Source organism: Tardiphaga robiniae (assembly GCF_013359755.1).
Classification (GTDB): Bacteria; Pseudomonadota; Alphaproteobacteria; order Rhizobiales; family Xanthobacteraceae; genus Tardiphaga; species Tardiphaga robiniae.
The window spans coordinates 12,787-37,032 of sequence record NZ_JABMCJ010000093.1; the positions used below are offsets into that span (position 1 = coordinate 12,787).

Annotated in this window: 24 protein-coding genes; 6 read left to right on the plus strand and 18 right to left on the minus strand. The window is 62.2% G+C overall.

The window, feature by feature from the left end:
• Positions 1–205: 205 nt before the first annotated feature.
• Complete coding sequence (gene aspA, locus HP556_RS24265; RefSeq protein WP_175368869.1) at positions 206–1,621, plus strand: aspartate ammonia-lyase; 1,416 nt, start codon at positions 206–208, stop codon at positions 1,619–1,621.
• A 22-nt stretch (positions 1,622–1,643) separates the two neighbouring features.
• On the opposite strand, the gene aroQ (HP556_RS24270) is transcribed toward aspA, so the two are convergent.
• From aroQ (HP556_RS24270) to HP556_RS24285, 4 genes are read right to left on the minus strand one after another with little or no spacing between them, the layout of a single operon-like run.
• Entirely contained in the window at positions 1,644–2,081 is a 438-nt protein-coding gene (gene aroQ / locus HP556_RS24270; protein WP_093758380.1) for a type II 3-dehydroquinate dehydratase, read from the minus strand.
• Positions 2,082–2,095: 14 nt separating this feature from the next.
• Entirely contained in the window at positions 2,096–3,376 is a 1,281-nt protein-coding gene (locus HP556_RS24275; protein WP_068736733.1) for a TRAP transporter large permease subunit, read from the minus strand.
• The gene (locus tag HP556_RS24280; protein ID WP_175368870.1) at positions 3,373–3,948 is read right to left on the minus strand and encodes a TRAP transporter small permease; all 576 of its coding nucleotides are present in this window, start codon (positions 3,946–3,948) and stop codon (positions 3,373–3,375) included. Before HP556_RS24280 ends, HP556_RS24275 begins: the two co-directional genes overlap by 4 nt.
• Positions 3,949–4,008: 60 nt before the next feature.
• The gene (locus HP556_RS24285) at positions 4,009–5,028 is read right to left on the minus strand and encodes a TRAP transporter substrate-binding protein (protein WP_175368871.1); all 1,020 of its coding nucleotides are present in this window, start codon (positions 5,026–5,028) and stop codon (positions 4,009–4,011) included.
• Positions 5,029–5,196: 168 nt separating this feature from the next.
• On the opposite strand from HP556_RS24285, the gene HP556_RS24290 reads away from it, so the two are divergent.
• Positions 5,197–5,931 carry a GntR family transcriptional regulator gene (locus tag HP556_RS24290; RefSeq protein ID WP_175368872.1) on the plus strand — a complete coding sequence of 245 codons (735 nt, stop codon included), beginning with the start codon at positions 5,197–5,199 and terminating at the stop codon, positions 5,929–5,931.
• On the opposite strand, the gene HP556_RS24295 is transcribed toward HP556_RS24290, so the two are convergent.
• The 3 genes from HP556_RS24295 to HP556_RS24305 are packed head-to-tail and all read right to left on the minus strand — an operon-like array spanning position 5,928 to position 8,204.
• Positions 5,928–6,419, minus strand: a complete 492-nt coding sequence (locus HP556_RS24295) for a GFA family protein (protein WP_120289338.1) — start codon at positions 6,417–6,419, stop codon at positions 5,928–5,930. The genes HP556_RS24290 and HP556_RS24295 overlap by 4 nt on opposite strands.
• A gap of 30 nt (positions 6,420–6,449) precedes the next feature.
• On the minus strand, positions 6,450–7,397 hold the full coding sequence (locus HP556_RS24300; protein ID WP_175368873.1) for an alpha/beta hydrolase: 948 nt from the start codon (positions 7,395–7,397) through the stop codon (positions 6,450–6,452).
• A gap of 27 nt (positions 7,398–7,424) precedes the next feature.
• Positions 7,425–8,204 carry an SDR family NAD(P)-dependent oxidoreductase gene (locus HP556_RS24305; protein ID WP_175368874.1) on the minus strand — a complete coding sequence of 260 codons (780 nt, stop codon included), beginning with the start codon at positions 8,202–8,204 and terminating at the stop codon, positions 7,425–7,427.
• A gap of 225 nt (positions 8,205–8,429) precedes the next feature.
• Here HP556_RS24305 and HP556_RS24310 point away from each other — a divergent pair, with 225 nt between their 5' ends.
• Positions 8,430–9,350, plus strand: a complete 921-nt coding sequence (locus tag HP556_RS24310; RefSeq protein WP_175368875.1) for a DUF2155 domain-containing protein — start codon at positions 8,430–8,432, stop codon at positions 9,348–9,350.
• 15 nt (positions 9,351–9,365) lie between these two features.
• Here the strand turns inward: HP556_RS24310 and aat are convergent, their stop codons facing one another.
• Positions 9,366–10,052: a leucyl/phenylalanyl-tRNA--protein transferase gene (aat, locus tag HP556_RS24315; RefSeq protein WP_175369125.1), complete on the minus strand. Its 687-nt coding sequence runs from the start codon at positions 10,050–10,052 to the stop codon at positions 9,366–9,368.
• 286 nt (positions 10,053–10,338) lie between these two features.
• Here aat and HP556_RS24320 point away from each other — a divergent pair, with 286 nt between their 5' ends.
• Positions 10,339–11,694 (plus strand): NAD(P)/FAD-dependent oxidoreductase, encoded by a 1,356-nt coding sequence (locus tag HP556_RS24320; RefSeq protein WP_246297891.1) that lies wholly within the window; start codon positions 10,339–10,341, stop codon positions 11,692–11,694.
• A 447-nt stretch (positions 11,695–12,141) separates the two neighbouring features.
• Positions 12,142–13,587 (plus strand): DASS family sodium-coupled anion symporter, encoded by a 1,446-nt coding sequence (locus HP556_RS24325; protein ID WP_092143575.1) that lies wholly within the window; start codon positions 12,142–12,144, stop codon positions 13,585–13,587.
• Positions 13,588–13,633: 46 nt separating this feature from the next.
• Here HP556_RS24325 and upp read toward each other — a convergent pair whose 3' ends face one another.
• Genes upp through HP556_RS24340 form a run of 3 tightly spaced genes read right to left on the minus strand, consistent with a single transcriptional unit; the run spans position 13,634 to position 16,814 of the window.
• Positions 13,634–14,263, minus strand: a complete 630-nt coding sequence (upp, locus tag HP556_RS24330; protein WP_089264099.1) for a uracil phosphoribosyltransferase — start codon at positions 14,261–14,263, stop codon at positions 13,634–13,636.
• A gap of 39 nt (positions 14,264–14,302) precedes the next feature.
• Complete coding sequence (locus HP556_RS24335) at positions 14,303–15,547, minus strand: URC4/urg3 family protein (RefSeq protein ID WP_338117607.1); 1,245 nt, start codon at positions 15,545–15,547, stop codon at positions 14,303–14,305.
• A 10-nt stretch (positions 15,548–15,557) separates the two neighbouring features.
• Positions 15,558–16,814: a GTP cyclohydrolase II gene (locus HP556_RS24340; RefSeq protein ID WP_092143569.1), complete on the minus strand. Its 1,257-nt coding sequence runs from the start codon at positions 16,812–16,814 to the stop codon at positions 15,558–15,560.
• 251 nt (positions 16,815–17,065) lie between these two features.
• Between HP556_RS24340 and HP556_RS24345 the strand changes: the two genes are divergently transcribed.
• Positions 17,066–17,563: a Crp/Fnr family transcriptional regulator gene (locus HP556_RS24345; RefSeq protein WP_175368877.1), complete on the plus strand. Its 498-nt coding sequence runs from the start codon at positions 17,066–17,068 to the stop codon at positions 17,561–17,563.
• On the opposite strand, the gene HP556_RS24350 is transcribed toward HP556_RS24345, so the two are convergent.
• From HP556_RS24350 to aroQ (HP556_RS24380), 7 genes are all read right to left on the minus strand, one after another.
• Positions 17,490–18,329, minus strand: a complete 840-nt coding sequence (locus HP556_RS24350; RefSeq protein ID WP_175368878.1) for a metallophosphoesterase family protein — start codon at positions 18,327–18,329, stop codon at positions 17,490–17,492. The two genes, HP556_RS24345 and HP556_RS24350, sit on opposite strands and share 74 nt — an antisense overlap.
• Before the next feature lie 147 nt (positions 18,330–18,476).
• Positions 18,477–19,571 (minus strand): response regulator, encoded by a 1,095-nt coding sequence (locus tag HP556_RS24355; protein ID WP_175368879.1) that lies wholly within the window; start codon positions 19,569–19,571, stop codon positions 18,477–18,479.
• Complete coding sequence (locus HP556_RS24360) at positions 19,568–20,008, minus strand: response regulator (RefSeq protein ID WP_089264105.1); 441 nt, start codon at positions 20,006–20,008, stop codon at positions 19,568–19,570. Before HP556_RS24360 ends, HP556_RS24355 begins: the two co-directional genes overlap by 4 nt.
• Entirely contained in the window at positions 20,005–21,528 is a 1,524-nt protein-coding gene (locus HP556_RS24365) for a CHASE3 domain-containing protein (RefSeq protein WP_175368880.1), read from the minus strand. Before HP556_RS24365 ends, HP556_RS24360 begins: the two co-directional genes overlap by 4 nt.
• Before the next feature lie 116 nt (positions 21,529–21,644).
• A complete protein-coding gene (gene accC, locus HP556_RS24370) occupies positions 21,645–22,997 on the minus strand; it encodes an acetyl-CoA carboxylase biotin carboxylase subunit (RefSeq protein ID WP_175368881.1) in 1,353 nt (450 codons plus the stop codon).
• A gap of 30 nt (positions 22,998–23,027) precedes the next feature.
• Positions 23,028–23,522 carry an acetyl-CoA carboxylase biotin carboxyl carrier protein gene (gene accB, locus HP556_RS24375; protein ID WP_089264108.1) on the minus strand — a complete coding sequence of 165 codons (495 nt, stop codon included), beginning with the start codon at positions 23,520–23,522 and terminating at the stop codon, positions 23,028–23,030.
• A gap of 51 nt (positions 23,523–23,573) precedes the next feature.
• Positions 23,574–24,041 carry a type II 3-dehydroquinate dehydratase gene (gene aroQ, locus HP556_RS24380; RefSeq protein WP_093758393.1) on the minus strand — a complete coding sequence of 156 codons (468 nt, stop codon included), beginning with the start codon at positions 24,039–24,041 and terminating at the stop codon, positions 23,574–23,576.
• Positions 24,042–24,246: the final 205 nt, after the last annotated feature.

Consider the following 24,246-nt stretch of genomic DNA (forward strand, 5'->3'; position numbering starts at 1 on the left):
ACGTCCGGCGTGCGGCCTTGGATGAGCCCGCCTTGCAGGGCGGCGCCGGATTGTACTCGATCGACTGGGCTGGGGCGGATACGATATAGCCGTAACATGTGAGTTCGAGATGTTAGGTTTCGAAAGCTCACTGGGCATGATCGGGGACGGGGACGGCTGACGAGATCAATCGTCTGTTCACAGCGACAACTCAGGAAGATCCGACATGACCAACGACACGCGCAGTGAGCACGACCTGTTGGGCAACCGCGATGTTCCGGCCGACGCCTATTACGGCGTTCATACGCTGAGGGCCGTCGAAAATTTTCCGATCACCGGGATTCCGATTTCCATCTATCCCGAACTCATCAGTGCGCTTGCCGCGATCAAGCAGGCGGCGGCACTGTCGAATATGGAGCTGGGGCTGCTCGACAAGTTACGCGGCGATGCGATCATCGCTGCCTGCGAGGAAATTCGCGCCGGTCGCCTGCATGACCAGTTCGTGGTGGACGTCATCCAGGGCGGCGCCGGGACCTCCACCAACATGAATGCGAATGAGGTGATCGCCAATCGTGCGCTGGAAATTCTCGGTCATGGCAAGGGCGACTACGGGTACCTGCACCCGAACGAACAGGTCAATATGAGCCAGAGCACCAACGACGTGTATCCCACGGCGTTGAAAATCGCGACCTATCACGGCGTGTTTCACCTGATCGATGCGATGGCCGTGTTGCGCCAGGGTTTCGAACGCAAGGCCGAAGAGTTCAAGGATGTCCTGAAAATGGGCCGTACCCAGTTGCAGGATGCGGTGCCCATGACGCTCGGTCAGGAGTTCAGCACTTACGGCGTCATGATCGGCGAGGACGAGGACCGGCTCCGCGAGGCAGCACTGCTGATTTGCGAGATCAACATGGGTGCGACAGCCATCGGCACCGGGATCACGTCCCATCCGGACTACGCGCGTCTGGTCTGCCAGCATCTCCTCGCCATCACCGGCATGCCGCTGGTCACGGCCGTAAACCTGATCGAAGCCACGCAGGATTGCGGTGCGTTCGTGCAGTTGTCCGGCGTGCTCAAGCGGGTGGCCGTCAAGATTTCCAAGATCTGCAATGACCTCCGGCTGCTGTCCAGCGGTCCGCGCGCCGGTCTCAACGAGATCAATCTTCCGGCGGTTCAGGCAGGTTCCTCGATCATGCCGGGCAAGGTGAATCCGGTCATTCCGGAAGTCGTGAACCAGGTTGCCTTCGAGGTCATCGGCAATGATCTCACGGTGACCTTCGCGGCCGAGGCCGGCCAGCTTCAGCTCAACGCGTTCGAGCCGATCATCGCGCACAGCCTGTTCAAGAGCGTCAGTCATATGCGGGAGGCTTGCCTGACGCTGGAAAAACGTTGTGTCGCGGGTATCACCGCGAACCGCGAACGTCTCCGTGCCTATGTCGAGAATTCGATCGGCCTCGTTACTGCGCTCAATCCCTATATCGGTTACGCCAATGCCACCGCCGTCGCGGTCGAGGCCCATGCGACCGGCCGCAGCGTCTACGATCTGGTGCTGGAAAAAGGTTTGCTACCTGCAGCGACCCTTGCCGCCATTCTCCACCCCGACGTACTCACCAAGCCCCAGAGCATGTTGATCCGCGAATGAGGGCCGCATCGGCCCGACGCGATCAACGCGTGGGCATCTGCGCGACCGCCAGCATCGCTGCGACATAGCCGTACGGTCCGAGACCGCAGATCACAGCGGTGGCAGCCTGCGAGAGCACAGAATGGCGATGATACTTGTCGCGCGCGTGGATGTTCGAAATGTGCAGCTCCACGATCGGTCCCTCGAACGCTTTCATCGCGTCGAGCATGGCGATCGAGGTGAACGAATAGCCCGCGGGATTGATGATGATGGCGTCGGCATCCTGACGGGCCGACTGGATGAGATCGACCAATACGCCTTCGTGGTTCGACTGGTGGAACGCCAGCGCCAGTTTGAGTTTGACCGCCTGTTCCTCGCAGCTGGCCTTGATCTGGTCGAGCGTGGTGGTTCCGTAGATATGCGGCTCCCGCACGCCGAGCAGGTTGAGGTTGGGACCGTTGAGGATCATCACGCGTTTCATTGTCGAACTTCCTTCTAGCCGCCGAGCCACTTCGCCGGCACCATCACGAGCGACGGAAACAGCGTCAGCAGCGCCAGCACCACCAATTGTGCGATCATGAACGGCCAGACGCCGCGCATGATCTCGTCCATGCTCACCTTCGCCACGCCGCACACCACATTGAGCACTACGCCGACGGGTGGCGTGATCAGTCCGATCGCGTTGTTGATGATGAACAGCACCCCGAAATAGACCGGGTCGATGCCGGCCTCGCGGACTATGGGCATCAACACGGGCGTCAGGATCAGGATGGTCGGGGTCATGTCGAGTGCGGTGCCGACGATGACGACAATGATCATCAACACGATCATCAATAGCGTCTGGTTGCCCATGAAGGGACGGGCCAGTTCGACGATCTGGCCGGAAATTTCGGCCACCGTGATCAGCCATGACGACACCAGCGCTGCCGCGACCAGGAACATCACCACGGCGGTGATCTGGGCTGAACTGATCAGGATGTTCATCAGCTGCGCCAGTGTTAGCTCGCGATAGACGAACGTTGCCACGATGAAGGAATAGACTGCGACGACGACGGCAGCTTCGGTCGGTGTGAAGATGCCGAAGCGGAGGCCGACGATGATGATCATCGGCAACATCAAGGCCCAGAAGCCGTCGATCAGCGCGCGAAAGATCTGCGCCAGGCTCTGGCGCGGCGGGCTCACCGAGTTCTCGTTGCGTGCAACCCACCACCAGGCAAAGCACAGGCTGCCGCCGAGCATCAGGCCCGGCACCACGCCGGCGAGAAACAATTTTGAGATGGAAACGCCGGCGGCAACGCCGAAGATCACGAATCCGATCGAAGGCGGGATCACCGGCGCGATGATGCCGCCGGCGGCGACGAGGCCGGCTGCGGAGGCGCGGTTATGCCCGGCCGCAACCATCATCGGGACCAGCAATGCGCCGAGTGCGGCGGCGTCGGCAACGGCAGACCCGGACAGCGATGCCAGGATGCAGGAGGTCAGGATCGCGACATAGCCAAGACCGCCGCGCAGATGGCCGACAAGGGCGATGGCGAAGTTCAGGATGCGGCGGGCAAGGCCACCGGTGTTCATGATCTCGCCGGCCAGGATGAAGAACGGCACGGCCATCAGCGGGAAGGAATCGACGCCATTGATGACGTTCTGCGCGATGATCTGGGAGTCGAAGATATCCAGATAGGTCATCAGCGCGACGCCGCAGATGATCAGGGCGAATGCGATCGGCATGCCGATGGCCATCGCGCCAAGCAGCGAGAACGTGAAGATGCTGATGGTCATCGGCGGTCGTTCCCGTTGGCGGGGGCGGGCGCAGCCGGGACATGCTCCTCGGATTCGCTGATGGCGATCAGCTCGGATGTGGCGAGCTGGCCGGTGAGCAGGCGATAAAGGTCATGCAGCAGGATCGGGATAGAGGCAACGCCGAAGACGAGACCTGCCGCGTAGAACAGGCCGACGGAGAGACCGGAGGCGGGCGCCGTCGTGTCCCAATTCAGCACCGTCTGTTTCCACGAGCCTTCGGTGAGCAATACAGAGGCGTAGAGCATCAGCAAGTGACTGAGCGCGTAGCAGATCTTGCGGCCCATCGGCGACAGCAGCTTCACGAAACTGTCGACGCCGAGATGGGCGTGTTCGCGGAGGCCGACGATGGCGCCGAGGAACACCATCCAGACGAACAGCCAGCGCGACAGTTCCTCGGAAATGGCGATGCCGGAGTTGAAGACGTAACGCAGCACCACATTGCCGAAGACGAGGACGACCATGGCGGCGAGCAACACCGCCATGACGATCTTGATCGACCGGTAATAGGCTTCGACGATCCTGCTTGTCGCGGTAGTTGATGAAGCGGGCATGGATGCTTTCGCAGTGAGCGTGGGGTCGCCGCGTAGGGACGGTTGGGATGCGCGGCTCACTCAGTCCTTGTGAACGCGCTCAAGTTCGCTGTTGAACAGCTTGACGATCTCCTGATCGTAGTCGGCGGAGAATTTTGCCGCGATCGGCTTGGTCTTGTCGCGCATCTTCGCAAGCTCGGCCGGAGCGATCTCGTTGACCTCCGTGCCCTTGGCCTTCAGCTCGCCGATGGAAGCCGCTGCGGCATCGCGGCTGACCTTGCGCTGATAGTCGCGGGCCTCGTTGGCGGCATCCTGCAGGATCTTCTGCTCGTCCTTGGAGAGCTTGTCCCAGAACACCTTGCTGACCAGGATAATGTTGGTGGAGTAGGTGTGGTTGGTGACGCTGAGATATTTCTGCACCTCGTAGAACTTGTTCGACAGGATCACAGAGAACGGATTTTCCTGGCCGTCCACCGTGCGCGTTTCCAGCGCGGTGTAGAGCTCGGAGAAGCTCATCGGCACCGGATTGGCGTTGAACGCCTTGAAGGTCTCGAGATAGACCGGGTTCGGGATCACGCGGATCTTGATGCCGTCGAGATCCTCGCCTTTGGTGATCGGGCGGCGGCTGTTGGTGACGTTGCGGAAGCCGAGATCCCAGTAGCCCAGACCGATCAGACCCTTCTCCGGCAGTTTCGCGAGCAGCGCTGAACCCAACGGGCCATCGAGCAGCGCGTCGGCCTGTTTCGGCGTCGACACGATGAACGGGAAATCGATCAGCCCGTAATCCTTGACGATGCCGACCAGCGACGTCGTGGCGGGCGACTGCATTTCCTGCGTGCCGGCGCGCAATGCCGACTGCTGCTGCATCTCGGAGCCAAGCTGGTTAGCGGGATATTCGCGCACCTTCATCTTGCCACCGCTCTTGGCCGCAACGAGTTCGGTGAACTTCTGCACGCCCTTACTGACGGGATGATCGGTGTTGTTGAGGTGACCCCAGCGGATGGTGCGCTCCTGCACCTGGGCCGAGGCCGGGCCACCGGCGATGGCGAGGGTGGCGACGATGGCGGCAAGCCAGACGGCGGACTTCGGGTGTACGGACATGTTGAATTGAAGCTCCCTTGGATGGTATTTTTACTTCTTGGCTTCACCGTCATCTACGACAAAACAAAAATCAACCGATATTTTACATTATCTATGATGATTTGTGTCTGAGGCGCGGGGTGATGTATGGTGGCGCAGCGCGACCATTCCTCGTCACCAGGACCTTTCATGCTGGATACCCCCATTGCGGACCGCGCCGGAGAGACCGTCGGCGACAGCGCCTATCGGCGTATCCGCAATGACGTGATTTTCGGCACGCTTGAGCCCGGCCAGAAGCTGAAGCTGGAGAAGATGAGCGTCGCCTACGGCGCCAGCGTCTCGACGCTGCGCGAGACTCTGAACCGATTGTGCTCGGAAGGCTTCGTCGTAGCCGAAGGCCAGCGCGGCTTCGAGGTTACGTCGATCTCGGCAACCGAATTCCAGCAGATCGCCGAATTGCGCGAACTGCTCGAGGGCCATGCCATCGAGCAGTCTTTCAAATCAGGCGATCTCGATTGGGAAGCGCTGGTGGTCTCGGCTCATCACAAGCTGTCCGCCATGGAAAAGGCCATGCTGGCTGGCGACAAGTCGAAGACCGAGGCCTGGAAGCAGTGCGACTGGCAATTTCACCGTGCGCTGATCGCGGCCTGTGGATCGCAGGTCCTGCTCGATGCGCTGTCGGCGGCTTACGACAAGTATCTGCGCTACCAGATGCTCGCCGTCGTGTTTCGCGGCGAGGTGGCCGCGGTCGAGCATCGCGAATTGATGAACGCCGCCCTGGCACGGGATTCCGCGAAGGCGCGAAAACTGCTGCACACCCACATCCATGACTGCGTGAAGCATGCGCTTGGCAATTCGGACTGGCTGAGACCGGCTCCGTCGCGGCAGCAAGCCATCCAGCAGCGCAGGAAACCGAAAACCTAGAACGGCTCGTCGTTGGGAGTCCGCTTCTTCTTTCTTCCCGGACGTTCCCAGACGACGCCCGGAAAGCCCTTGAGCGGAACCAGCGGCTCGCCGGTGTAGGTCCACTCCTGCAATTCCTCGATGCCGATATGATAAAGCGGCTGCCGGCCGGTGCGGCTTTCAAACAATGCGCGGGGAATGTTGACCATGTGCGGCGAGCGGGCACGTTCGTAGAATAGTGGCGTGCCGCATCGCGCGCAGAAGCTTCGCGCTGTTCCCGACGCCTTGTCTTCAAAGCGTGTGATCTCCGCTTCGCCTGTGGTGACGCGGAAACGCTTGCGCCAGCTGCCGACATAGGTGGCGTAGGCCGCGCCGTGCGCCTGACGTGTTGCGCGGGAATGATCGTGCCACGCCCAGCGTGCCGGAAAATCGATCTCGAACTGAACCGTGCCGCACAGGCAACGGCCCCTGACCGGACCGCCGGGTGCGATCTTCTCCGGCTTCTTCATCGTGATTGCTCCCGGGGCGCCGCCAGCGCGCTAGCCCAACCCTTTCAGCCATTCCCCCATCTCATGGAGCGCGGTGTTCGCCTTGGGCAGGATCTTGCCCATGGTGATGAAGCCGTGGAATTGCCCGGGATAGGTTTTGTAGGCCACGGCGACGCCCGCCTCTGACAGGCGCCTCGCATATTCGTCGCCTTCGTCACGCAGCGGATCGGCGCCGGCGGTCAGCACATAGGCCGGCGGGAGGTCCTTCAGGTTCTCCACGCGGGCAGGTGACGCCCGCCAGTTGTCCACGTCGGCCTTGCTGGTGAGATAGTGATCGGCGAACCAGCGGATGACGTTGTGGGTCAGGAGGCAACTCGTCTCCGGTTCGCTGTGAGAGGGATGGCTCATGCGGAAATCGGTGGCGGGATAGATCAGCAACTGGCCGGCGAGCTTTAGCCCGCCATTGTCCCGCGCATCGATGGCCACGATGGCGGCGAGATTGCCGCCGGCGCTGTCGCCGCCGACGCTGATCTGCTTTGCATCCACATTGAGCTGCACGGCATTGTCGGAGATCCAGCGCGTTGCGGCGATGGCGTCGTCGATGGCGGCGGGAAACTTGTGCTCGGGCGCGAGGCGATAGTCGACCGAGATCACGATCATCTCACCTTCATGCGCAAGAATGCGACACACCACGTCGTGGCTATCGAGATCGCCGATCACCCAGCCGCCGCCATGGAAGAACACCAGGCATGGCGACATGCCGTCCTTTTTCCGCAGGGTCTTCGGCGTATAGAGGCGCACGGGAATGGCGCCGGCCGGGCCGGGCACCGTCATGGAGGTCACCGACGCCAGTTCCGGCGGTTCGGGATTGGCGACCGGGCGCGCCTTCAAATACCATTCGCGGGCTTCCTGAGGCGAGATCGTCTCATAGGGTGGTCGTCCGGCATCGCGGAAGACGTTGAGGACGGCGGCGGCATCGGGATCGAGAACAACGGGCATGTGATCTGCTCTTGATTTTCTTGATGTTTAAGCGGAGGTGCGGCCGCCATCGACGGTGTAAGCGGAGCCGGTGACGTAGCTCGCATCGTCGGAGGCGAGGAAGGCGACGATCGGGGCGACTTCCCGGGCAAGACCGAGCCGGCGCTGCGGCACGCGATCGACGACCTTCTCGACAGGGGCGGGCGCGCCGCGGCCGACGCGTGCGTCCACGATGGCTGACAGCATGCGGCTGTCGATCAGGCCGGGACAAACGCAGTTCACGCGCACATTGGTGCCGGTGCATTCCTGCGCCGCGCTCTTGGTGAGGCCGATCACGGCGTGTTTGCTGGCGCTGTAGACCGCGACTTCGGCCGAGCCGATGACGCCGGCGATGGACGCGGTGTTGATGATCGAGCCCTTGTTGGCCTTCAGCATCACTGGCAGCACGTGCTTCATGCCGAGAAAGACGCCGACCACGTTGACGTCGAGCACTCGCCGGAAGTCGGTGAGCGACATCGTCACGATGGGCGTGATCGTGCCCTCGATGCCGGCGTTGTTGTAGAAGATATCGATGGTGCCGAAGCGTTTCATCGTGGCGGCGACATAGCCGATGACGTCTTCCTCGCTCGTCACGTCGGCGGTGAGAGCGAGCGCTTCGGCGGAGGCGGGGAGTTCTGCGACGGCGCGTTTCAAGGCGGCGACATCGCGATCCACCGCGACGATTCTGGCGCCGCGCGCCGCCAGCAGCTTGATGGTCTCGGTGCCGATCACCCCGGCCGCGCCGGTAACGACGGCGATTCTGCCGTCCAGACGGATTCCGTCAGTCATCTTGAACGTTCTCCCCATGCTCCGGTTTGTTCCGGATTGATGGCTGGTCGCGTATCGCGCGCCTGCCTGATGTGGACTATTTCACGGGGAGAATGACCTGACCAGCCGGGCGGTATGGGGAGCAGGGTGCCCTTTCGCCGCCGCATTCGGCGTGTTAACCGGAGGCGATTACGCGGCCATTCTCCTACAATGTCGCGAGCCTGATTCTCGATTGAGCCGCGCCGCATGTTGCGAACCCTGACCATTGCCGGATTTGCGGCCCTTCTGGCCGCCACCTCACTGTCGCCTGCACCTGTGCAGGCGCAGTTCGGTCCGCTGTTCGGCGACACGCCGCCGCGCCCGCCGGGTGCCGTGCCGCGTGGCCAGCAACCCCCGCCGCCCATGGACGACGAGGAAGAGGTGCCGGAACTGCCGCAGGGCCGTCTGTTGCCGACCCGTCCCGGCATGGGCGCACCGCCGCCCGGCGCCGTCCAGTCGCAGCCACTGGCACCACCGCCTGGCAGCAACACCACTATCGTTCCGCAGAACCCGCCGGGGCAGGGACAGGCCCAGCAGCCGGCCGTGCCAGGGCAGCAACAGCCCGGCGTCGCCAACGCGCCGCCTGCCGCCGCTCCCGGTGGCCGTCAGCCGCCGAAGGTGGCGCCGCCGACGCCCGCCACGCTGCAGCCCGGCGATGAAGTCGTCACCGAGCCGCCGGCGCAGAAGATCGTCAACAAGAAGGCCAGCTTCTCGGGCCTCGACAAGATCACCGGCCGCATCATCAATTTCGACGCTGACATTGGCGAGACTGTGCAGTTCGGCGCGCTCCGCGTGAAGACCGATGCCTGCTACACGCGTCCGGCGACCGAGGCCGCGAATACAGACGCCTTCGTCGAGGTCGATGAAATCACGCTGCAGGGCGAGGTGAAGCGGATCTTCTCCGGTTGGATGTTCGCGGCCAGTCCGGGCCTGCACGGCGTCGAACATCCGATCTACGATATCTGGCTGACCGATTGTAAGCAGCCGGAAGCCACGGTTGCGACGACACAGCCCGACGCACCGCGTGCCCCGCCGCCGGCACAGAAGCGTGCGCCGCCGAAACAGCAGCCGCGTGCCCAGCAGCAGCCCCTGCAGCCGCCGCCAGGCTTCCCGGCGTTCCGGCAGTAAGCGTTACGGCGCGTCTTAAGAGGCGCTATTCCGTCCCGCGATGATGTCCAGCACCGTCGCGCCCTTGAGCGGGAAATCCATCGGCAGTGTGTCGAATTCCGCAATGCCGTCGAGCGACGAATCGAGCAGCTTGCGATAGCGCGCACGTGGCACTTCCTGTGCGCCGAAGCTCAGCAGGTGATCGGTGACATATTGCGTGTCGAGCAATTTGAAATCGCCGGCGATCAGCCGCGCGACCAGATGCACCAGCGCCACCTTCGAGGCGTCGCGCGCGTGATGAAACATGCTCTCGCCGAAGAACGCGCGGCCGAGCGAGACGCCATAGAGCCCGCCGGCCAGCGTGTCGTCCTGCCAGACTTCGACGCTGTGGGCGTGGCCCATCTCATGCAGCTCGCCATAGAGATCGCGGATGCGCGTGTTGATCCAGGTGTCCTCCCGGCCCGGCTTTGGCGCGGCACATTCGGCCATCACGCGCTTGAAGGCGGTGTTGACGGTCACCGTGAAAACATCGGAGCGCACCGTGCGGGCGAGGCGTGAACTGATGCGAAACCCATCCAGCGGAATGACGCCGCGCATCTCGGGCTCGACCCAGAACAGGCCGGGATCGTCGGCGCTTTCCGACATCGGAAAGATGCCGCAGGCATAGGCGCGCAGCAGCAGTTCGGGCGTGACCTCGGAGGAGGCAGAGTCGCGTGAGCTCATGCGGCCAGCATAGCAGGCGGAGGCGGCGCGGGCGACGGTCTCGGCGCTCAACAGGTGCTGAGCGGATTGAGGGTGCCTCGGAGGATCGGGCCACGAACCAAGCAATGCTTATGCCCGGTATTTGGCTTACTTATTGGATCGGTCCTGACCGCGCAGGGCACACTGATGCCAACGCAGGCTGGTCAATCTGGAACCGCTCAACAACCGGCCTGGCGCGCCCAATTGTTGCTTGATTGTTCGGACGACGGGCATAGCTATCAGGATGCAGGCAGGGAGCCTGTTCACCATGACGAATATCGTGACAATCGACGGCAAGGCATCGACCAGAACGACAACACCTCATCGGGTGGTCGTTGTCGGCGCCGGCTTCGGCGGACTGGAGACTGTGTATCGGCTGACCGGTGCCGATGTCAGCATCACCATTGTCGATCGGCGCAATCATCATCTGTTTCAGCCGCTGCTCTATCAGGTCGCGACCGCATCGCTGGCGACGTCGGAGATCGCCTGGCCGATCCGTTATCTGTTGCGTGGACGCAAGGATGTGACGACGCTGCTCGGCACCGTGACCGGCGTGGATGCGGCGGCGCGCCGGGTGCTGCTCGATGACGGGCAGACGCTGCCCTATGACACACTGGTGCTCGCCACGGGTGCCGGCCACGCCTATTTCGGCCATGACGAATGGGAGCCGTTCGCGCCGGGCCTCAAGACGCTGGAAGATGCGACCACGCTGCGCCGCCGCATTCTCACGGCCTTTGAGCGTGCCGAACGCGAGAGCGATCCCGTCAAGCGCGCGGCATTGCTGACCTTCGTGATCATCGGCGCCGGGCCGACGGGTGTCGAACTCGCCGGCACCATCGCGGAGCTCGCGCGGGTGACGCTGCCGGAAGATTTTCGCAATATCGATACGCGCAAGACGCGCGTGGTGCTGATCGAGGCGGGGACACGCGTGCTCGCTGGATTTCCGGAGGACCTGTCGGCCTATGCACAGCGCTCGCTGGAGAAGCTCGGCGTCGAAGTCGCGCTCGGACATGCGGTGTCGGATTGCAACATCGATGGCGTTGTCTACGGCGACAAGGCACTCGGTGCCAGGACGATCATCTGGGCGGCAGGCGTGCGCGCGTCGCCGGCTGCCGAATGGTTGGGCGTTGCCGCTGATCGCGCCGGACGTCTGCAGGTCAATCCGGATCTTACAGTGCCCGGTCATCCCGAGATATTCGCTGTCGGTGACACCGTGACCATTGCTGCCCCTGATGGCAAGCCGGTACCTGGCATTGCCCCGGCAGCAAAGCAGGAAGGGCGCTATGTGGCGTCAGCAATCAAACAACGTTTGCGTGGTGAGACACCCGTACCGTTTCGCTATTCGCATGACGGCAGTCTCGCGCAGATCGGCAAGAAGCTGGCCGTGATCGACTTCGGTCGCGTCAGGCTGCGCGGGGCGCTGGCGTGGTGGATCTGGGGCATCGCCCATATCTACTTCCTGATTGGGCTGCGCAATCGTCTTGCGGTTGCGATCAACTGGCTGTGGATCCACACGCTGGATCAGCGCGGTGCGCGGCTGATCACGCAGGGGCGTGCCGTGGTCGATATCAAATCCGTGCCGTCGCATAGCGGCGAGGAGAAGCGCGTCAGTTCGGCGCGCTGACTTCCCGGGACGGTTGCCAGGGCGGCTTGGCAAGAATAGACGCCATGGATGTCGCCAAGCGTGGGCGGCGCTGATCCAACGTGAGAGCGTCGCCTGACTATACGCGCCGGCGAGCTGCGCGCACGCAATGTGCCGGCGATCGGCAGCGGCAGCTTCACTTATGACCTGTCGTCGGCTTGCTCCCCATGCGGTGAAGAAAACCATCCGATAGACCGGCATTTCCCGCCGCTCCATGTCGCGTTCGGAGCTGCCGGCGCAACGCCGCGTAACCGGCTGCATGACAGCGCGACGTTTGCTGCGGATGCGAAAGGAAAGAGAGGCGCGCTCTAAGATGGTGATACATGCGGCGCAGATCGCGTTGGCGGTTGCTCGCCGGGCAGCAACTGGTGTTACGTTGCCGGACGTATTGTCGCAGGTACGGCGGCTCGGTTCGCCGGGGGAGAAGCTGTGTCGCTGAGCTGGAAGAAGATTGCACCTCTCGCTGTCTGGCTGGTGCTGTACGTCATCCCGATTCCGGCAGGGCTTGTCGCCAATCAGTGGCATTATTTTGCCGTTTTCGCTGCGGTGATTACCGGCCTGATCCTGGAATCCATGCCTGTTGGCGCGGTCGGTTTGATCGGTCTGACCTTTGCGGGCGTGATGGGATATGTCGAACACGATCCCAACAAGTCGCTGCGCTGGATGTTGAGCGGATTCTCCGAAAGCACGGTGTGGCTGATCGTCGGCGCCTTCGTATTCTCGATCGGCTATCGCAAGAGCGGCCTTGGCAGGCGTCTTGCTTTGCTGCTGGTTCGCGGCCTCGGGCGCAACACTGTGGGACTGGGTTATGCCGTTGCGCTGTCCGATCTGGTTCTCGCGCCGGCGACGCCATCGAACACCGCGCGCAGCGGCGGCACGGTCTATCCGATTGTCAGCAACATCCCGAAGATCTACGGATCGGAGCCGGGTCCGACAGCCGGCAGGATCGGAACCTATGTGATGTGGACCGCCTTCGCGGCGACTGCGGTCACGAGCTCGATGTTCCTCACCGCGCTTGCGCCCAATGCGGCTGCACTGAGCATCGCCAAGAAGATCGTGAGCGTGGACGTCGGCTGGTCACAGTGGTTCATCGGCTTCGCGCCGCTCGGCGTCCCGCTGATTTTGCTTCTGCCACTGCTGAGCTACGCAATTTGCCGACCGGAGGTGAAAGAAAGCCCGGAGATCGTGGCGTGGAGCGCGAGCGAGCTCGCGTCGATGGGGGCGTTGTCGCGCAGCGAATGGATCATGGCCGGACTGGTCGTGCTTGCGATGTTCCTATGGATCACCGGATCCAATCCCGACATCTCGCTGCCTGGCCTCGGTTCGAACTTCATCAATGCGACCATGGTGGTGTTCGTTGTGATCTCGCTGATGCTCGTCACCGGCGTCATCACGTTTTCCGACATCATCGCCGAGAAAGCGGCGTGGGAGGTGTTTTTCTACTTCACATCGCTGCTGACGTTGTCATCCGGCCTCAACGACATCGGCTTCATCAAATGGGCTGCCGCCGGCCTGGCGGCTCCACTCGCCACATTCAGCCCGACCATCGCGATGATCCTGCTGGTCTCGATCTTCTTCTGGATTCACTATTTTTTCTCGAGCATCACGGCGCACGCGGCGGCGATGCTGCCTGTCGTGCTGGCGGTGGGGTCGAGCATTCCCGGAATCCCGATGTCGACCCTGACACTGCTCTGTATCTATTCGCTTGGCCTGATGGGCGTGATCTCACCCTATGCCACCGGACCCGCGCCGATGTATTTTGGCAGCGGCTATATCGGCAAGGCCGACTTCTGGAAGTTCGGCCTGATTTTCGGGTTGATCTATTTCGCCGGCTTGCTGCTGGTCGTAATGCCCTGGCTGCTGATGATCAACTGAGCCACAGTCCAAGGAAGTGTCGCGTGGTCGGAGGCGCTGCGCCTCGTTACCTGGTGCCGTAAGCACGGTCACCGGCGTCACCGAGACCCGGCTCGATATAGGCGTGCTCGTTCAGCCGATCATCGATCGCCGCGGTCCAGATCGGAACGTCCGGATGATAGCCGCGCAGACGTTCAATGCCTTCGGGGGCGGCCAGCAGGCAGACGAAGCGGATATCCTTGGCGCCGCGCTCCTTGATGCGATCGATGGCAGCCACCGCGGTGTTTGCCGTGGCCAGCATCGGATCGATCACGATGACGAGGCGCTCGTCGAGATTGGTCGGCGCCTTGAAGAAGTATTCCACGGCCACAAATGTTTCGGGATCTCGGTAGAGGCCGATATGCGCGATACGCGCTGACGGGACGAGGCCGATCATGCCTTCGACGAAAGAGAGGCCGGCGCGAAGGATCGGCGCAAACACGAGTTTCTTGCCGGCGATTTCCTTGCCGGTCATCTTCATGATCGGAGTTTCGATCTCGACATCGGTGAGCGGCAGGTCGCGCGTCACTTCGTAGCACAGCAGCATGCCGATTTCGTTGAGCAGTTCGCGAAAGCCCTTGGTCGAGCGGTTCTTGTCGCGGATCAGCGTCAGCTTGTGCTGCACCAGCGGGTGATTAACGATCGTGACGCCGTCCATGAACCTCATCCGTTGCGAGAGTGTAAAACCGTCTTTGATCTAGAAAACCGTACCGTCGCTGATGACCTTCACCGGCGGCGAATGATCCTCGCGGCGCTCGCGCGCCAGGATGCGACCGGCGGCCCATGTGCCTCCTTCAAGCACCTTGGCCAGCGGCAGCGACGTCGCGTCGAGCTTCAGTCTTTGTCGCAGGCCGCCGGCGACGCGGTCAAGTAGCGCCACGGTCAGTGCCCGCCATTCCACCACCAGCGGCGACGATACGTCGTGCTCACGGGCGGCGTCAGCGGGATCGCGAAATTTCAGGACACCACCATCGACGAAAAGACCACCATTGCGATATTCGGCCAGTCCGGTGAGGCCGTCGATATTGGTCACATCGATGCCTGCGGTCTGCAGCGGTTCGATCAGCGAATAGGCCAGCCATTGCGACAGCTTGTGCAGGGGCACAAGGCCGCTCGTCGCATCCGAGGTCGTCATTGCTGGATGCTTCCAGCAATCACCCAGCGCGATGCCGTCCAGCGTCAGCCGCGACGGCCAGATCGGACCGAGTTGCAGCAGCAGTTCCGAGAGGATGGTGGGAGCGGGCAGGCGGCCATTGTCAGCCAGCGATGCCAAGCGGTCGAACAACCCACCGGGCCGCGGCGTATCCTTCGTGCCGAACACATCGGGCTTCGACGCTACGTGTTCGCCAAGCCGGCGCAACAGATCGGCGCGGCCGTCGATGCCGACCATTGGATTGGTGTCGGAGACCTGCATGCCACGCTTGAGATCGCTGACGTCGAGCTCTGCGAGCTTGCTGGCATCGGCGCGCAGTGGCTGTGCGGGATCGGCAGAGAACGTGCCGCCAGCGAACATCGCGAGGCTCGCTAGACCGAGACCTTCGGAGCGGCCAATCGCCGCGCCGGTTTTGGGATCGGTATAGCGCCAGGTCGGACCGGCCCCGGCATCGAGGAACACGCTGGTGATAGCGAGATCGAATTCCGCGCGTCCGCGTGCTGCGCGATCAGGCCATGAAATGCCATCCGCGACATCGGCCCAGCGATTGTCGCCGGCATTGACGAAGTGACGCCAGCGCGAATGGAACGGGACATCGAGCGACGGATAGGAGGCGCGCGTCGTGTCCAGCACCAGGTTGATCACGTCGTCCATGCGCGTGAGATCGATACGGAAGTTCGGCAGTTTGTCGTCGAGGCCGAGGGTCAGCATGCGTTGCGCACGGGTGCGCACTGCGTGAGCTGACAGCAAGGAGAGGGCGGCAGAGGCTTCCGGGGTCTGGGGATTCACTGCTGATATCTCAATACTTCTCAAGCCCGCGACCGACGGAGTCGATCAGATCCTGCGGTGTCACCGGGTCCGGCGTGAAGTAGCCAGCCGCCTTCTTGGCGGCGATCTCAACATGCGCATCCGCCGGGATCATGTCGTCGGGGATCGGCACGCGCTCGACGATCTCGACGCCCTGACTGGTCAACGCATCATGCTTCATGTCGCTCATGGAAATGAAGCGATCGATGCGCTTGAGGCCGAGCCAGTGCACCACATCCGGCATCAACTGCTGGAAGCGCGCGTCCTGCACGCCGGCGACGCATTCGGTGCGCTCGAAGTATTGCGCAGCGGCGTCGCCGCCCTCCTGGCGTTTGCGCGCGTTGTAGACGAGGAATTTGGTGACCTCGCCGAGTGCGCGGCCTTCCTTGCGGTTGTAGATGATGATGCCGAGACCGCCGGACTGGCCGGCGCGTGCGCATTCCTCGATGCCGTGAATCAGATAGGGACGGCAGGTACAGATATCGGAGCCGAACACGTCGGAGCCGTTGCACTCGTCGTGAACGCGGCAGGTGATCTTGGTCGTGTGATCCGGCAGCTTGCTGACGTCGCCGAACAGATAGGCGGTAGTCCCGCCGATGGGCGGCAGGAACACCTGCAGGTCAGGCCGGGTCACGAGTTCGGGAAACATGCCCGCGGTCTGTTCGAACAGCTGGCGGCGCAGATTGTTCTCGCTGGTATCAAAACGTTTGGCGAGACCGGGCAGATACCACACGGGATCGATAGCAATCTTGACGACGGAGACACTGCCATTGGCATGCACGACGTCGCCGTCGTGTTTGAGGCGACCGCCAGCGATCGCGGCCTGCAGCTCGGGCAGATCGAGCCGCGCCTTGGTGATCGCAATGCTCGGGCGGATATCGATCCCTTCGGCGATCTCGGGCGCAAAGTTCTCGGCAACGAGATGACCCCAGGGATCGAGCGATACGATCTTCTCGGGATCGGTCCATTGTCCGAAAGGCCCGACGACAGCAGCGGGATGGGTGTTTGTGAGGTCGGGGCGCTTCAGCGGATCAAGTGCGCCAGATGAAACCGCGAGTGCGCGATAGACCGAATAGGAGCCACCATGGGTGCCAATGACGTTGCGGTCCTGCGGGCGGGATACGGTGCCGATGACCGGTCCACGTTCGCGTGCGGAGGCTGCGCCCCACTGGATCGGGAAGTGATGTTTGGCGCCCGGCGCAGGATGCGACGTCAGGCGAATATGATCGATCCGGTTGGAACGGCTCATTGCAAAGGCCCCCCAAAATGGCAACGGCCCGTCTGGAAGGACGGGCCTTATTGCTAAGGAAGCAACTAACTATAACTATCTCCCGAACAAATGCAACAGGGAGAAAGACGTGGTAGCCGGGGCGGGACGTCTCGCAAGCTCCGCCGCACCCAATATGCGCCGGTTGCCGACAATTTCGGCGCATTCGGGCCTTGTGTCACGCGATCGTCACGGCGAGCATACGCTTTATCAACCATGTTGGAGTGCCTGATATGCGCGCCGTTCTGGATCATTGCAGCGATGGCGTGAAGCACAGCGTTGCAGCTGGCGATACGATCATCCGGGAAGGACAGACCAGCGGGCATTTGTTCGTGCTGATCGAAGGGCAGCTCGATGTCGTCAAGGGCGACACGGTGGTTGCGAGTTTGACCGAACCCGGTGCTGTGGTTGGTGAAATGTCGGTGCTCCTCGAACAGCCGCACACGGCCACGGTGCGTGCTGCCATCGATACGCAAGTCTACGAGTTCGAGAATGCGATGGATTTCTTGCGGGATCACCCGACCGTTGCTTTGATGATCGCGCGGCTGCTGGCTCAGCGGCTCAATGTGGCGACGAGCTATCTCGCCGATATCAAGCAGCAATATGCCGGCCATGGTACGCATCTGTCGATGGTCGGCGAGCTCCTGGACAACATGGTCAACCTGTCGCCGACGAAGGTGTCGCCAGGTTCGGATCGACACTCGGATCGTCAAGGCGATCCAAGGATCTGAGCCATGCGGGCGCGACCTTGATCGGTAACGCCGGACGCTGCAGCGGAGCGTTCAGATCGATATGGTCAGCGCCTTCCGCCGATAGCCAGAATGCTGTGCCGTCATCGAGGTCGAGTACGATGTAAGTTGGCGGCCGACCGAACTGTCGGCCTGCATTGAACACCCAGGTCTCACCAATCAGGTCGTACCATGAGCCGTCTTTGACAAACGGAGACTCATGCACGTGGCCTGAGATCACCATCGCGGGCCGATGCGCCTCGATCCATTGCACCAGTTCGACATCACCGAAGTAACGCTTGCCGCCCCAGCTCGTCGGCGAGTTGGTCGGCGGTGCGTGATGGACCCAGATCCAGCGTTTTGCACTTTGTGCGGATGCTTCGCTGAGTTGTTGCACGATACGCTGCTGCACCAGCGGACCGTCCCACCATGGGCAAACCGTGAAGAGCGTATCACCGATGGTGAGACTGTCACCGTCACAAGCAATGCCGAGTTGTCTGACATCGCCAACCCATCGCGCGATCTTCTCGCCTTCATCGTTGCGTTCGTCGAGATCGTGATTGCCAGAGCACAGGATCACCTTGGTGCGTTGGGCAAGCAGGCCGAGATACTTTTTCACCACCAGGATTTGAGCGCGGAAGTCGACGACCGAGGCGATATCAAGAGCGTCGCCAGCAAAGATCACGAGGTCGAATTGCGGCGCGACGCTGAGTAGCCAGTCGAACTGGGGCAGCGAATAGTGGAGATCGGCTACGACAAGGCAGCGCATATGAAATCCGAGGTCCGGAAAGAAAGAGAAATATCAGCAGACTGAAAGGTGCAGTCTAGGCATGCGATGGAACCGCGCAAGGCGAACGGGCGCGGCATATTTGTGCAGGTTGAGAGTGTTTAAGGCGCGGCCGCAGCGCAGACGGGCCTAGCCCGCAGCGCTGACCGGCGGTTTGGCCACGGGCTTGGTGACGGCGCAGAAGCGCAGGACGATGCGGGTGCCGGTATGGTCGGGATCGCGCTCGACGGAAGCTTCGAGCTTGCTGGCCATGGCATTGACGATGCGTTGGCCCATACCGGTGGAGCGCGGATCGACTTTCACGTTGAGGCCGACGCCATCGTCAGTGATCGACAGTTCGAGCTGGTCGCCCTGCGCGGTGAGCACGACATGGATCGGGCCGGCGCCGTCGGGATAGGCGTATTTGACGGCGTTCATCACCAGCTCGTTGACGATGATGCCGATGGCCACGGCGCGGTCCGGATCGATCTCGACAGATTCGGCCTTCAGCGTCAGGCGCGACATCCGGTTGCCCTCGGCCGAGCGGCGGAGATCTTCCAGCAGGGCTTCGAGATACTGATTGAGCAGCACGCTGTTGAGGTCGTGCGAGGTGTACAGCCGGCGATGGACCTGCGCCACGGCGGCGACACGGCCCATGGCATTGGTCAGCGCCACCTTGACGTGATCTTCGCTGGTTGAATTGGCCTGCAGATGGAGCAGCGAAGCGATGATCTGCAATGAGTTGCCAACGCGGTGATTGACTTCGCGCAGCAGCACTTCGCGCTCGGCTGCGAGGGCCGCGTAGCGATCACGCGATGCGTGGACTTCGGCTTCGGCGTCGTCGCGGGCCTTTGATATCAGGGCCTGTTTGATGGCGGTCGTGCAGGCGACATGCAGCAGCGGCAGGAAGTCGCCCTGGGTGTCCTTCACAAGATAGTCGGCGGCGCCCGCCTTGAGGGCGGTCACGGCAATCTTGCTGTCCTGCGACGCCGTGACGAACACCACCGGGGGCGGCGAGGGCAGTTTCTGGATCTGCTCAAGCGTTTCCAACCCGTCGAGGCCCGGCATGTACTGATCGAGCGCGATGACGTCGATGCCACCCTGCTTGATCCGTTCGATACCGGCTTCGCCATTGTCGCAATGCTCGACGCCAAAGCCCTGCCGCGTCAGGCCGCGCGACACCAGCCGCGCAAGACCTGCGTCGTCATCGATATACAGCAGCGTAGGCGTCGTGGCAGATGTCATGTGGACGCTTGTGGAACCTGAATGACGGAGAAAAACAGACCGAGTTGGCGGATCGCGTTGGCGAAGCTCTCGTAGTTCACGGGCTTGGTGATGTAGACGTTACAGCCCAATTCGTAGCAGCGTTTGATTTCCTGCGCGTCGTCGGTGGTGGTGAGGACCACGACGGGCGCGCATTTGAGAAATTCGTTCTCTTTGACACGCTTCAGGATATCGATCCCGGTCATGTCGGGCAGGTTGAGGTCGAGCAGAATCAACAGGGCTTCGCCCTTGTGATCGAGGCCAGTGCTATCTTTGCCGAACAGATAGTTGACGGCGTCTGTACCGTTGGTGAACGGGATGATCTCATTATTGACACCCGAGCGCCTGATATTGCGTTCGATCAGACGGGCGTGACCCTCGTCGTCTTCGATCATAATGATGGTAACTGGCTTACTCATGTTTGTTTATCCCGGTTATGCCCCGTCCATCTGGCCGGCAGCGTGACGGTGAAGTTGCTGCCGTTGCCGAGTTCCGATGACACCGACATGGTGCCGCCCATTCGTCGCACCAAAGCGCGCACATGAGCCAATCCGATGCCCTGGCCGGGCTTGTCCTGTGTACCCGCACGGCGGAAAAGATCAAAGATGCGCTGATGATCCCGGGGATCGATGCCGCGGCCGTTGTCGATGATCTCGAAGATCGCAAAGCCCATCTTGGTGCGGCCCTTGACGAGAATGTCGCCAGGGACGCCGGGCTTCAGATATTTCAGCGCATTGTCGATCAGGTTGCCGAAGATCTGTTCCATTGCGAGACGATCGCTCTCGATGTCAGGCAATGGCTCGATGCGGATCTGGGTTTCGGTCTCGGCTGCCTGATGCGCCACCGTGGAAGCAATGCCTTCGATGAGTTCGCGGGTGTCGATCTTCACCGGCTTGAACTCCCGCCGGCCCTCGCGGGTCAGATTGAGAATAGCGCTGATCAAGCGGTCCATTTTCCCGATCGACGATTTGATGAAGCCGAGCGCTTCGGTGAAATCGGCGGAGAGTTGCTTGTCCTGTTCGGGCAGCGCCGGCTCCGGCAATTCGCCGTTCACATCGGGCACGACGGGGTCTGCATTGGCGAGCGTTGCGATGCGCCTGAAGATATCGCCGCGCAGCTCTTCGAGCTCGCTGGTGAAGCCCATGATGTTGACCAGCGGCGAGCGGAGGTCGTGGCTGACGATATAGGAGAAGCGCTGCAGCTCGTCGTTGGCTTCGCGCAAGTCGGCGGTGCGCTCCTCAACGGCGGCTTCGAGGTCGATGTTGCTGTCGCGCAACCTGGCCTCCGCCTCATCGCGGGCGTTTGACGAGCGGCGCACGAGGAAGATCGACAGCGCCGCCAGGAGCACCACCAGGCCGGAGCCGGCCACGGTGACCCACGAGGCCCATTGCTGGCTCTGGTCGGCCGTCCGGGTGCGTTCGACGAACAGGCGGCCTTCTTCGGCGCGCATCGCGCGGGTGATATTGGCGATGTCCTGAACGGCCTGATTGGCACCGCCGCGACGAAGGATGTCGATGCTCGACTGGATGTCGTTGTTCTTGATGCGGTCGATCCCCCTGGCGAATTCCGCCAGTCGCTGCTCGACGGCTGCACGCAGTTTGACCGTGTTGGCGACCTGGGCCGGATTGTCGTTGGCGAGGGCCACCAGTCTGTCGACGGCCGGCAGGATCGCGGCCGCCGAGGTTTCGTATTCGGAAAGGAATTGTGGACCGCTGGACAGCAGATAGGCGCGGGTCGCGCTTTCGGTCCGGCGGATTTCCAGCAGCAGGTTCGATATCTGGTTCTGGACTTCGACGGTGTGGACCACCCACCTGGAATCATCACGTGCCTGGTTCACCAGGATAACGGAGGCCGCGCTGATGGCGGCAAGCACCAGCAACCCTGCCAAGAGCAGCAGGATTTGCCATAGCGCTCGCCTGCGGGCGGCGTCAGCGGTCACGTAATACTCGCTTGGATTGCAGGCTGAACTTCAATATGGCCCCCGCCGCCGGACGTCTCCCGGCAGCACAAACAACGCGGATCGAGGCGATTGGTTCCAGACTGATCCCAAATGTTTCAGGTCTTGGGAGCCTTGCCGGCCAGATACTGCTCCAGCCAGTGGATGTGGTAGTCGCCCTCGATAATGTCGCTTTCCCGGGCCAGGGCCCGGAACAGCGGCAGGGTCGTCTCGACGCCGTCCACTACGATCTCGTCCAAGGCCCGGCGCAGCCGCATCAGGCATTCCGGCCGGTTCTTGCCGTGGACGATCAGCTTGCCCACCAGCGAGTCGTAATAAGGCGGGATCTTGTAACCCTGATAGACCGCGGAATCGATGCGGACGCCGAGGCCGCCGGGGGCGTGATACTGGGTGATCGTGCCGGGCGAGGGCCGGAAGGTTTCCGGGTTCTCGGCATTGATGCGGCACTCAATGGAATGGCCGATGATGTTGACCTCTTCCTGAGTGCAGGGCAGGTCGCCGCCGGCGGCAATGCGGATCTGCTCCAGCACGAGATCGATGTCGGTAATCATCTCGGTGACGGGATGCTCGACCTGGATGCGGGTGTTCATTTCAATGAAATAGAACTCGCCGTCCTCGTAGAGGAATTCGATGGTGCCGACGCCGAGATACTGCATGTCCTGCATCGCCTTGGCGCAGATGCCGCCGATCCTGGCGCGCGCTTCCGGTGACAGGATCGGCGAAGGGCCTTCTTCCCAGACTTTCTGGTGACGGCGCTGCAGCGAGCAATCGCGCTCGCCGAGATGCAGCGCGCCGCCGCGGCCATCGCCCAGCACCTGGATTTCGATGTGGCGCGGCTTGGTCAGATACTTTTCGAGATAGACCGACGCGTCGCCGAACGCAGCCTTGGCCTCGTTCGAGGCAGTGGACAGCGCCATCAGCAGATCGGCTTCGGTCTGCGCGACCTTCATACCACGGCCGCCGCCGCCGGCGGCTGCCTTGACGAGGACCGGGAAGCCGATCTCGCGGGCGATGGCTATGGCATCGTCTTCGGGGCCGACGCCGCCGTCGGAGCCGGGCACCACGGGAATGCCAAGCCGCTTGGCGGTCTTCTTGGCTTCGATCTTGTCGCCCATCAGGCGGATGTGCTCGGCCTTGGGGCCGATGAACTTCAGATTATGGTCGGCGAGGATCTCGGCGAAGCGCGCATTCTCGGACAGGAAGCCGTAACCGGGATGCACCGCATCTGCGCCGGTGATTTCACAGGCGGCGAGCAGCGACGGGATGTTGAGGTAGCTGTCTTTCGACGCCGGCGGGCCGATGCACACGCTCTCGTCGGCGAGGCGCACATGCATGGCGTCGGCGTCCGCTGTTGAATGCACGGCCACGGTCGCGATGCCGAGCTCCTTGCAGGCCCGCAGGATGCGCAATGCGATCTCGCCGCGGTTGGCGATCAGGATTTTCTCGAACATGGCGTTCCGAAGTCAGAGGACGTTGTGGTGTTACTCGATGATGACCAGCGCTTCGCCGTATTCGACCGGCGAGCCGTCTTCGATCAGGATCTGCGTCACGGTACCGGCCCGCGGTGCAGGGATCTGGTTCATGGTCTTCATCGCCTCGATGATGACCAGCGTCTGTCCGGCAGCAACCTTGGCGCCGACTTCGATGAAGGCCGGCTTGCCGGGCTCCGGGGCGCGGTAGACGGTGCCGACCATCGGCGAGGGCACAGCGCCAGGATGCTTGGTCATGTCGGCGGCGGCCGGTGCGGCAGCAGCTGCGGCGACAGGCGCGGGTGCAGCAGCCGGTGCGGGCGCATAAGCTGGCACAGCGGCAGCAACGCTGATGTTACGCGCGACGCGCACGCGCAGACCGGCGCGCTCGACCTCGATCTCGGTGAGGTTGGTTTCATCCAGCAGCAGCGCCAGTTCGCGGATCATGCCGCTATCGTTGCTGGCTTTCGGCGTTGCGGTCTGTGTGTCGTCAGGCTTGCGGGCCATGGGCAATCCAATGTCTGAAGTGAAAGACGAATAATGAGCGGAGCGGGCGCGTCACGCGATGGCGTTGGCACCGATTTTTGCGGCGAGGCCGCTGATGGCAAGGCGATAGCCCTCGATGCCGAAGCCGCAGAGGCTGGCAAAGGCTGCCTTGGCGATGAAGGAATGGTGGCGGAAGCTTTCGCGGGTGTAGACGTTGCTGACATGCACTTCCACGGTGGGAATGCGCACACCGACGATGGCGTCATGCAGGGCGATCGAGGTGTGCGAATAAGCGCCGCCATTGATCACGATGCCGGCCACGTGTTTCTCGCGGGCCTGATGGATATAGCCGATGAGCTCGCTCTCGCTATTGGACTGCCGGCAATCTGCGGTCAGGCCATATTGCGCGGCCGTCGTCACGCACAACTTCTCGACATCGGCCAGAGTTGCATGCCCATAGGTGTCCGGCTCGCGGATTCCCAGCAGGTTGAGGTTGGGGCCGTTGAGCACGTAGATGGTGTTGGTCGTGGTATTGGCCATCGGACATCCCGGGCAATAGCAATGGGCGCGGGTGGGCGCCGGTCTGCGGGGGTTATAGGTAACCTGACTGCAGAGGGGAAGCCTTTAGACCCCCGGTTCCCCCAGCCAAATACCTCACCCAATTCATAAAAAGCCCGATGGAACCTGTGGAAAATGCTTATTAACCAAGGTTAAAGCCACTGGCGCCATTTCCGGCAATCTGCCG

Excerpts from the sequence above, each read along its gene's own strand:
- aspA (WP_175368869.1), top strand. The coding sequence starts at position 206 with ATGACCAACGACACGCGCAGTGAGCACGACCTGTTGGGCAACCGCGAT.
- aroQ (WP_093758380.1), bottom strand. The coding sequence starts at position 2,081 with ATGAAACGCGTGATGATCCTCAACGGTCCCAACCTCAACCTGCTCGGC.
- HP556_RS24275 (WP_068736733.1), bottom strand. The coding sequence starts at position 3,376 with ATGACCATCAGCATCTTCACGTTCTCGCTGCTTGGCGCGATGGCCATC.
- HP556_RS24280 (WP_175368870.1), bottom strand. The coding sequence starts at position 3,948 with ATGCCCGCTTCATCAACTACCGCGACAAGCAGGATCGTCGAAGCCTAT.
- HP556_RS24285 (WP_175368871.1), bottom strand. The coding sequence starts at position 5,028 with ATGTCCGTACACCCGAAGTCCGCCGTCTGGCTTGCCGCCATCGTCGCC.
- HP556_RS24290 (WP_175368872.1), top strand. The coding sequence starts at position 5,197 with ATGCTGGATACCCCCATTGCGGACCGCGCCGGAGAGACCGTCGGCGAC.
- HP556_RS24295 (WP_120289338.1), bottom strand. The coding sequence starts at position 6,419 with ATGAAGAAGCCGGAGAAGATCGCACCCGGCGGTCCGGTCAGGGGCCGT.
- HP556_RS24300 (WP_175368873.1), bottom strand. The coding sequence starts at position 7,397 with ATGCCCGTTGTTCTCGATCCCGATGCCGCCGCCGTCCTCAACGTCTTC.
- HP556_RS24305 (WP_175368874.1), bottom strand. The coding sequence starts at position 8,204 with ATGACTGACGGAATCCGTCTGGACGGCAGAATCGCCGTCGTTACCGGC.
- HP556_RS24310 (WP_175368875.1), top strand. The coding sequence starts at position 8,430 with ATGTTGCGAACCCTGACCATTGCCGGATTTGCGGCCCTTCTGGCCGCC.
- aat (WP_175369125.1), bottom strand. The coding sequence starts at position 10,052 with ATGAGCTCACGCGACTCTGCCTCCTCCGAGGTCACGCCCGAACTGCTG.
- HP556_RS24320 (WP_246297891.1), top strand. The coding sequence starts at position 10,339 with ATGACGAATATCGTGACAATCGACGGCAAGGCATCGACCAGAACGACA.
- upp (WP_089264099.1), bottom strand. The coding sequence starts at position 14,263 with ATGGACGGCGTCACGATCGTTAATCACCCGCTGGTGCAGCACAAGCTG.
- HP556_RS24340 (WP_092143569.1), bottom strand. The coding sequence starts at position 16,814 with ATGAGCCGTTCCAACCGGATCGATCATATTCGCCTGACGTCGCATCCT.
- HP556_RS24345 (WP_175368877.1), top strand. The coding sequence starts at position 17,066 with ATGCGCGCCGTTCTGGATCATTGCAGCGATGGCGTGAAGCACAGCGTT.
- HP556_RS24350 (WP_175368878.1), bottom strand. The coding sequence starts at position 18,329 with ATGCGCTGCCTTGTCGTAGCCGATCTCCACTATTCGCTGCCCCAGTTC.
- HP556_RS24355 (WP_175368879.1), bottom strand. The coding sequence starts at position 19,571 with ATGACATCTGCCACGACGCCTACGCTGCTGTATATCGATGACGACGCA.
- HP556_RS24360 (WP_089264105.1), bottom strand. The coding sequence starts at position 20,008 with ATGAGTAAGCCAGTTACCATCATTATGATCGAAGACGACGAGGGTCAC.
- accC (WP_175368881.1), bottom strand. The coding sequence starts at position 22,997 with ATGTTCGAGAAAATCCTGATCGCCAACCGCGGCGAGATCGCATTGCGC.
- accB (WP_089264108.1), bottom strand. The coding sequence starts at position 23,522 with ATGGCCCGCAAGCCTGACGACACACAGACCGCAACGCCGAAAGCCAGC.
- aroQ (WP_093758393.1), bottom strand. The coding sequence starts at position 24,041 with ATGGCCAATACCACGACCAACACCATCTACGTGCTCAACGGCCCCAAC.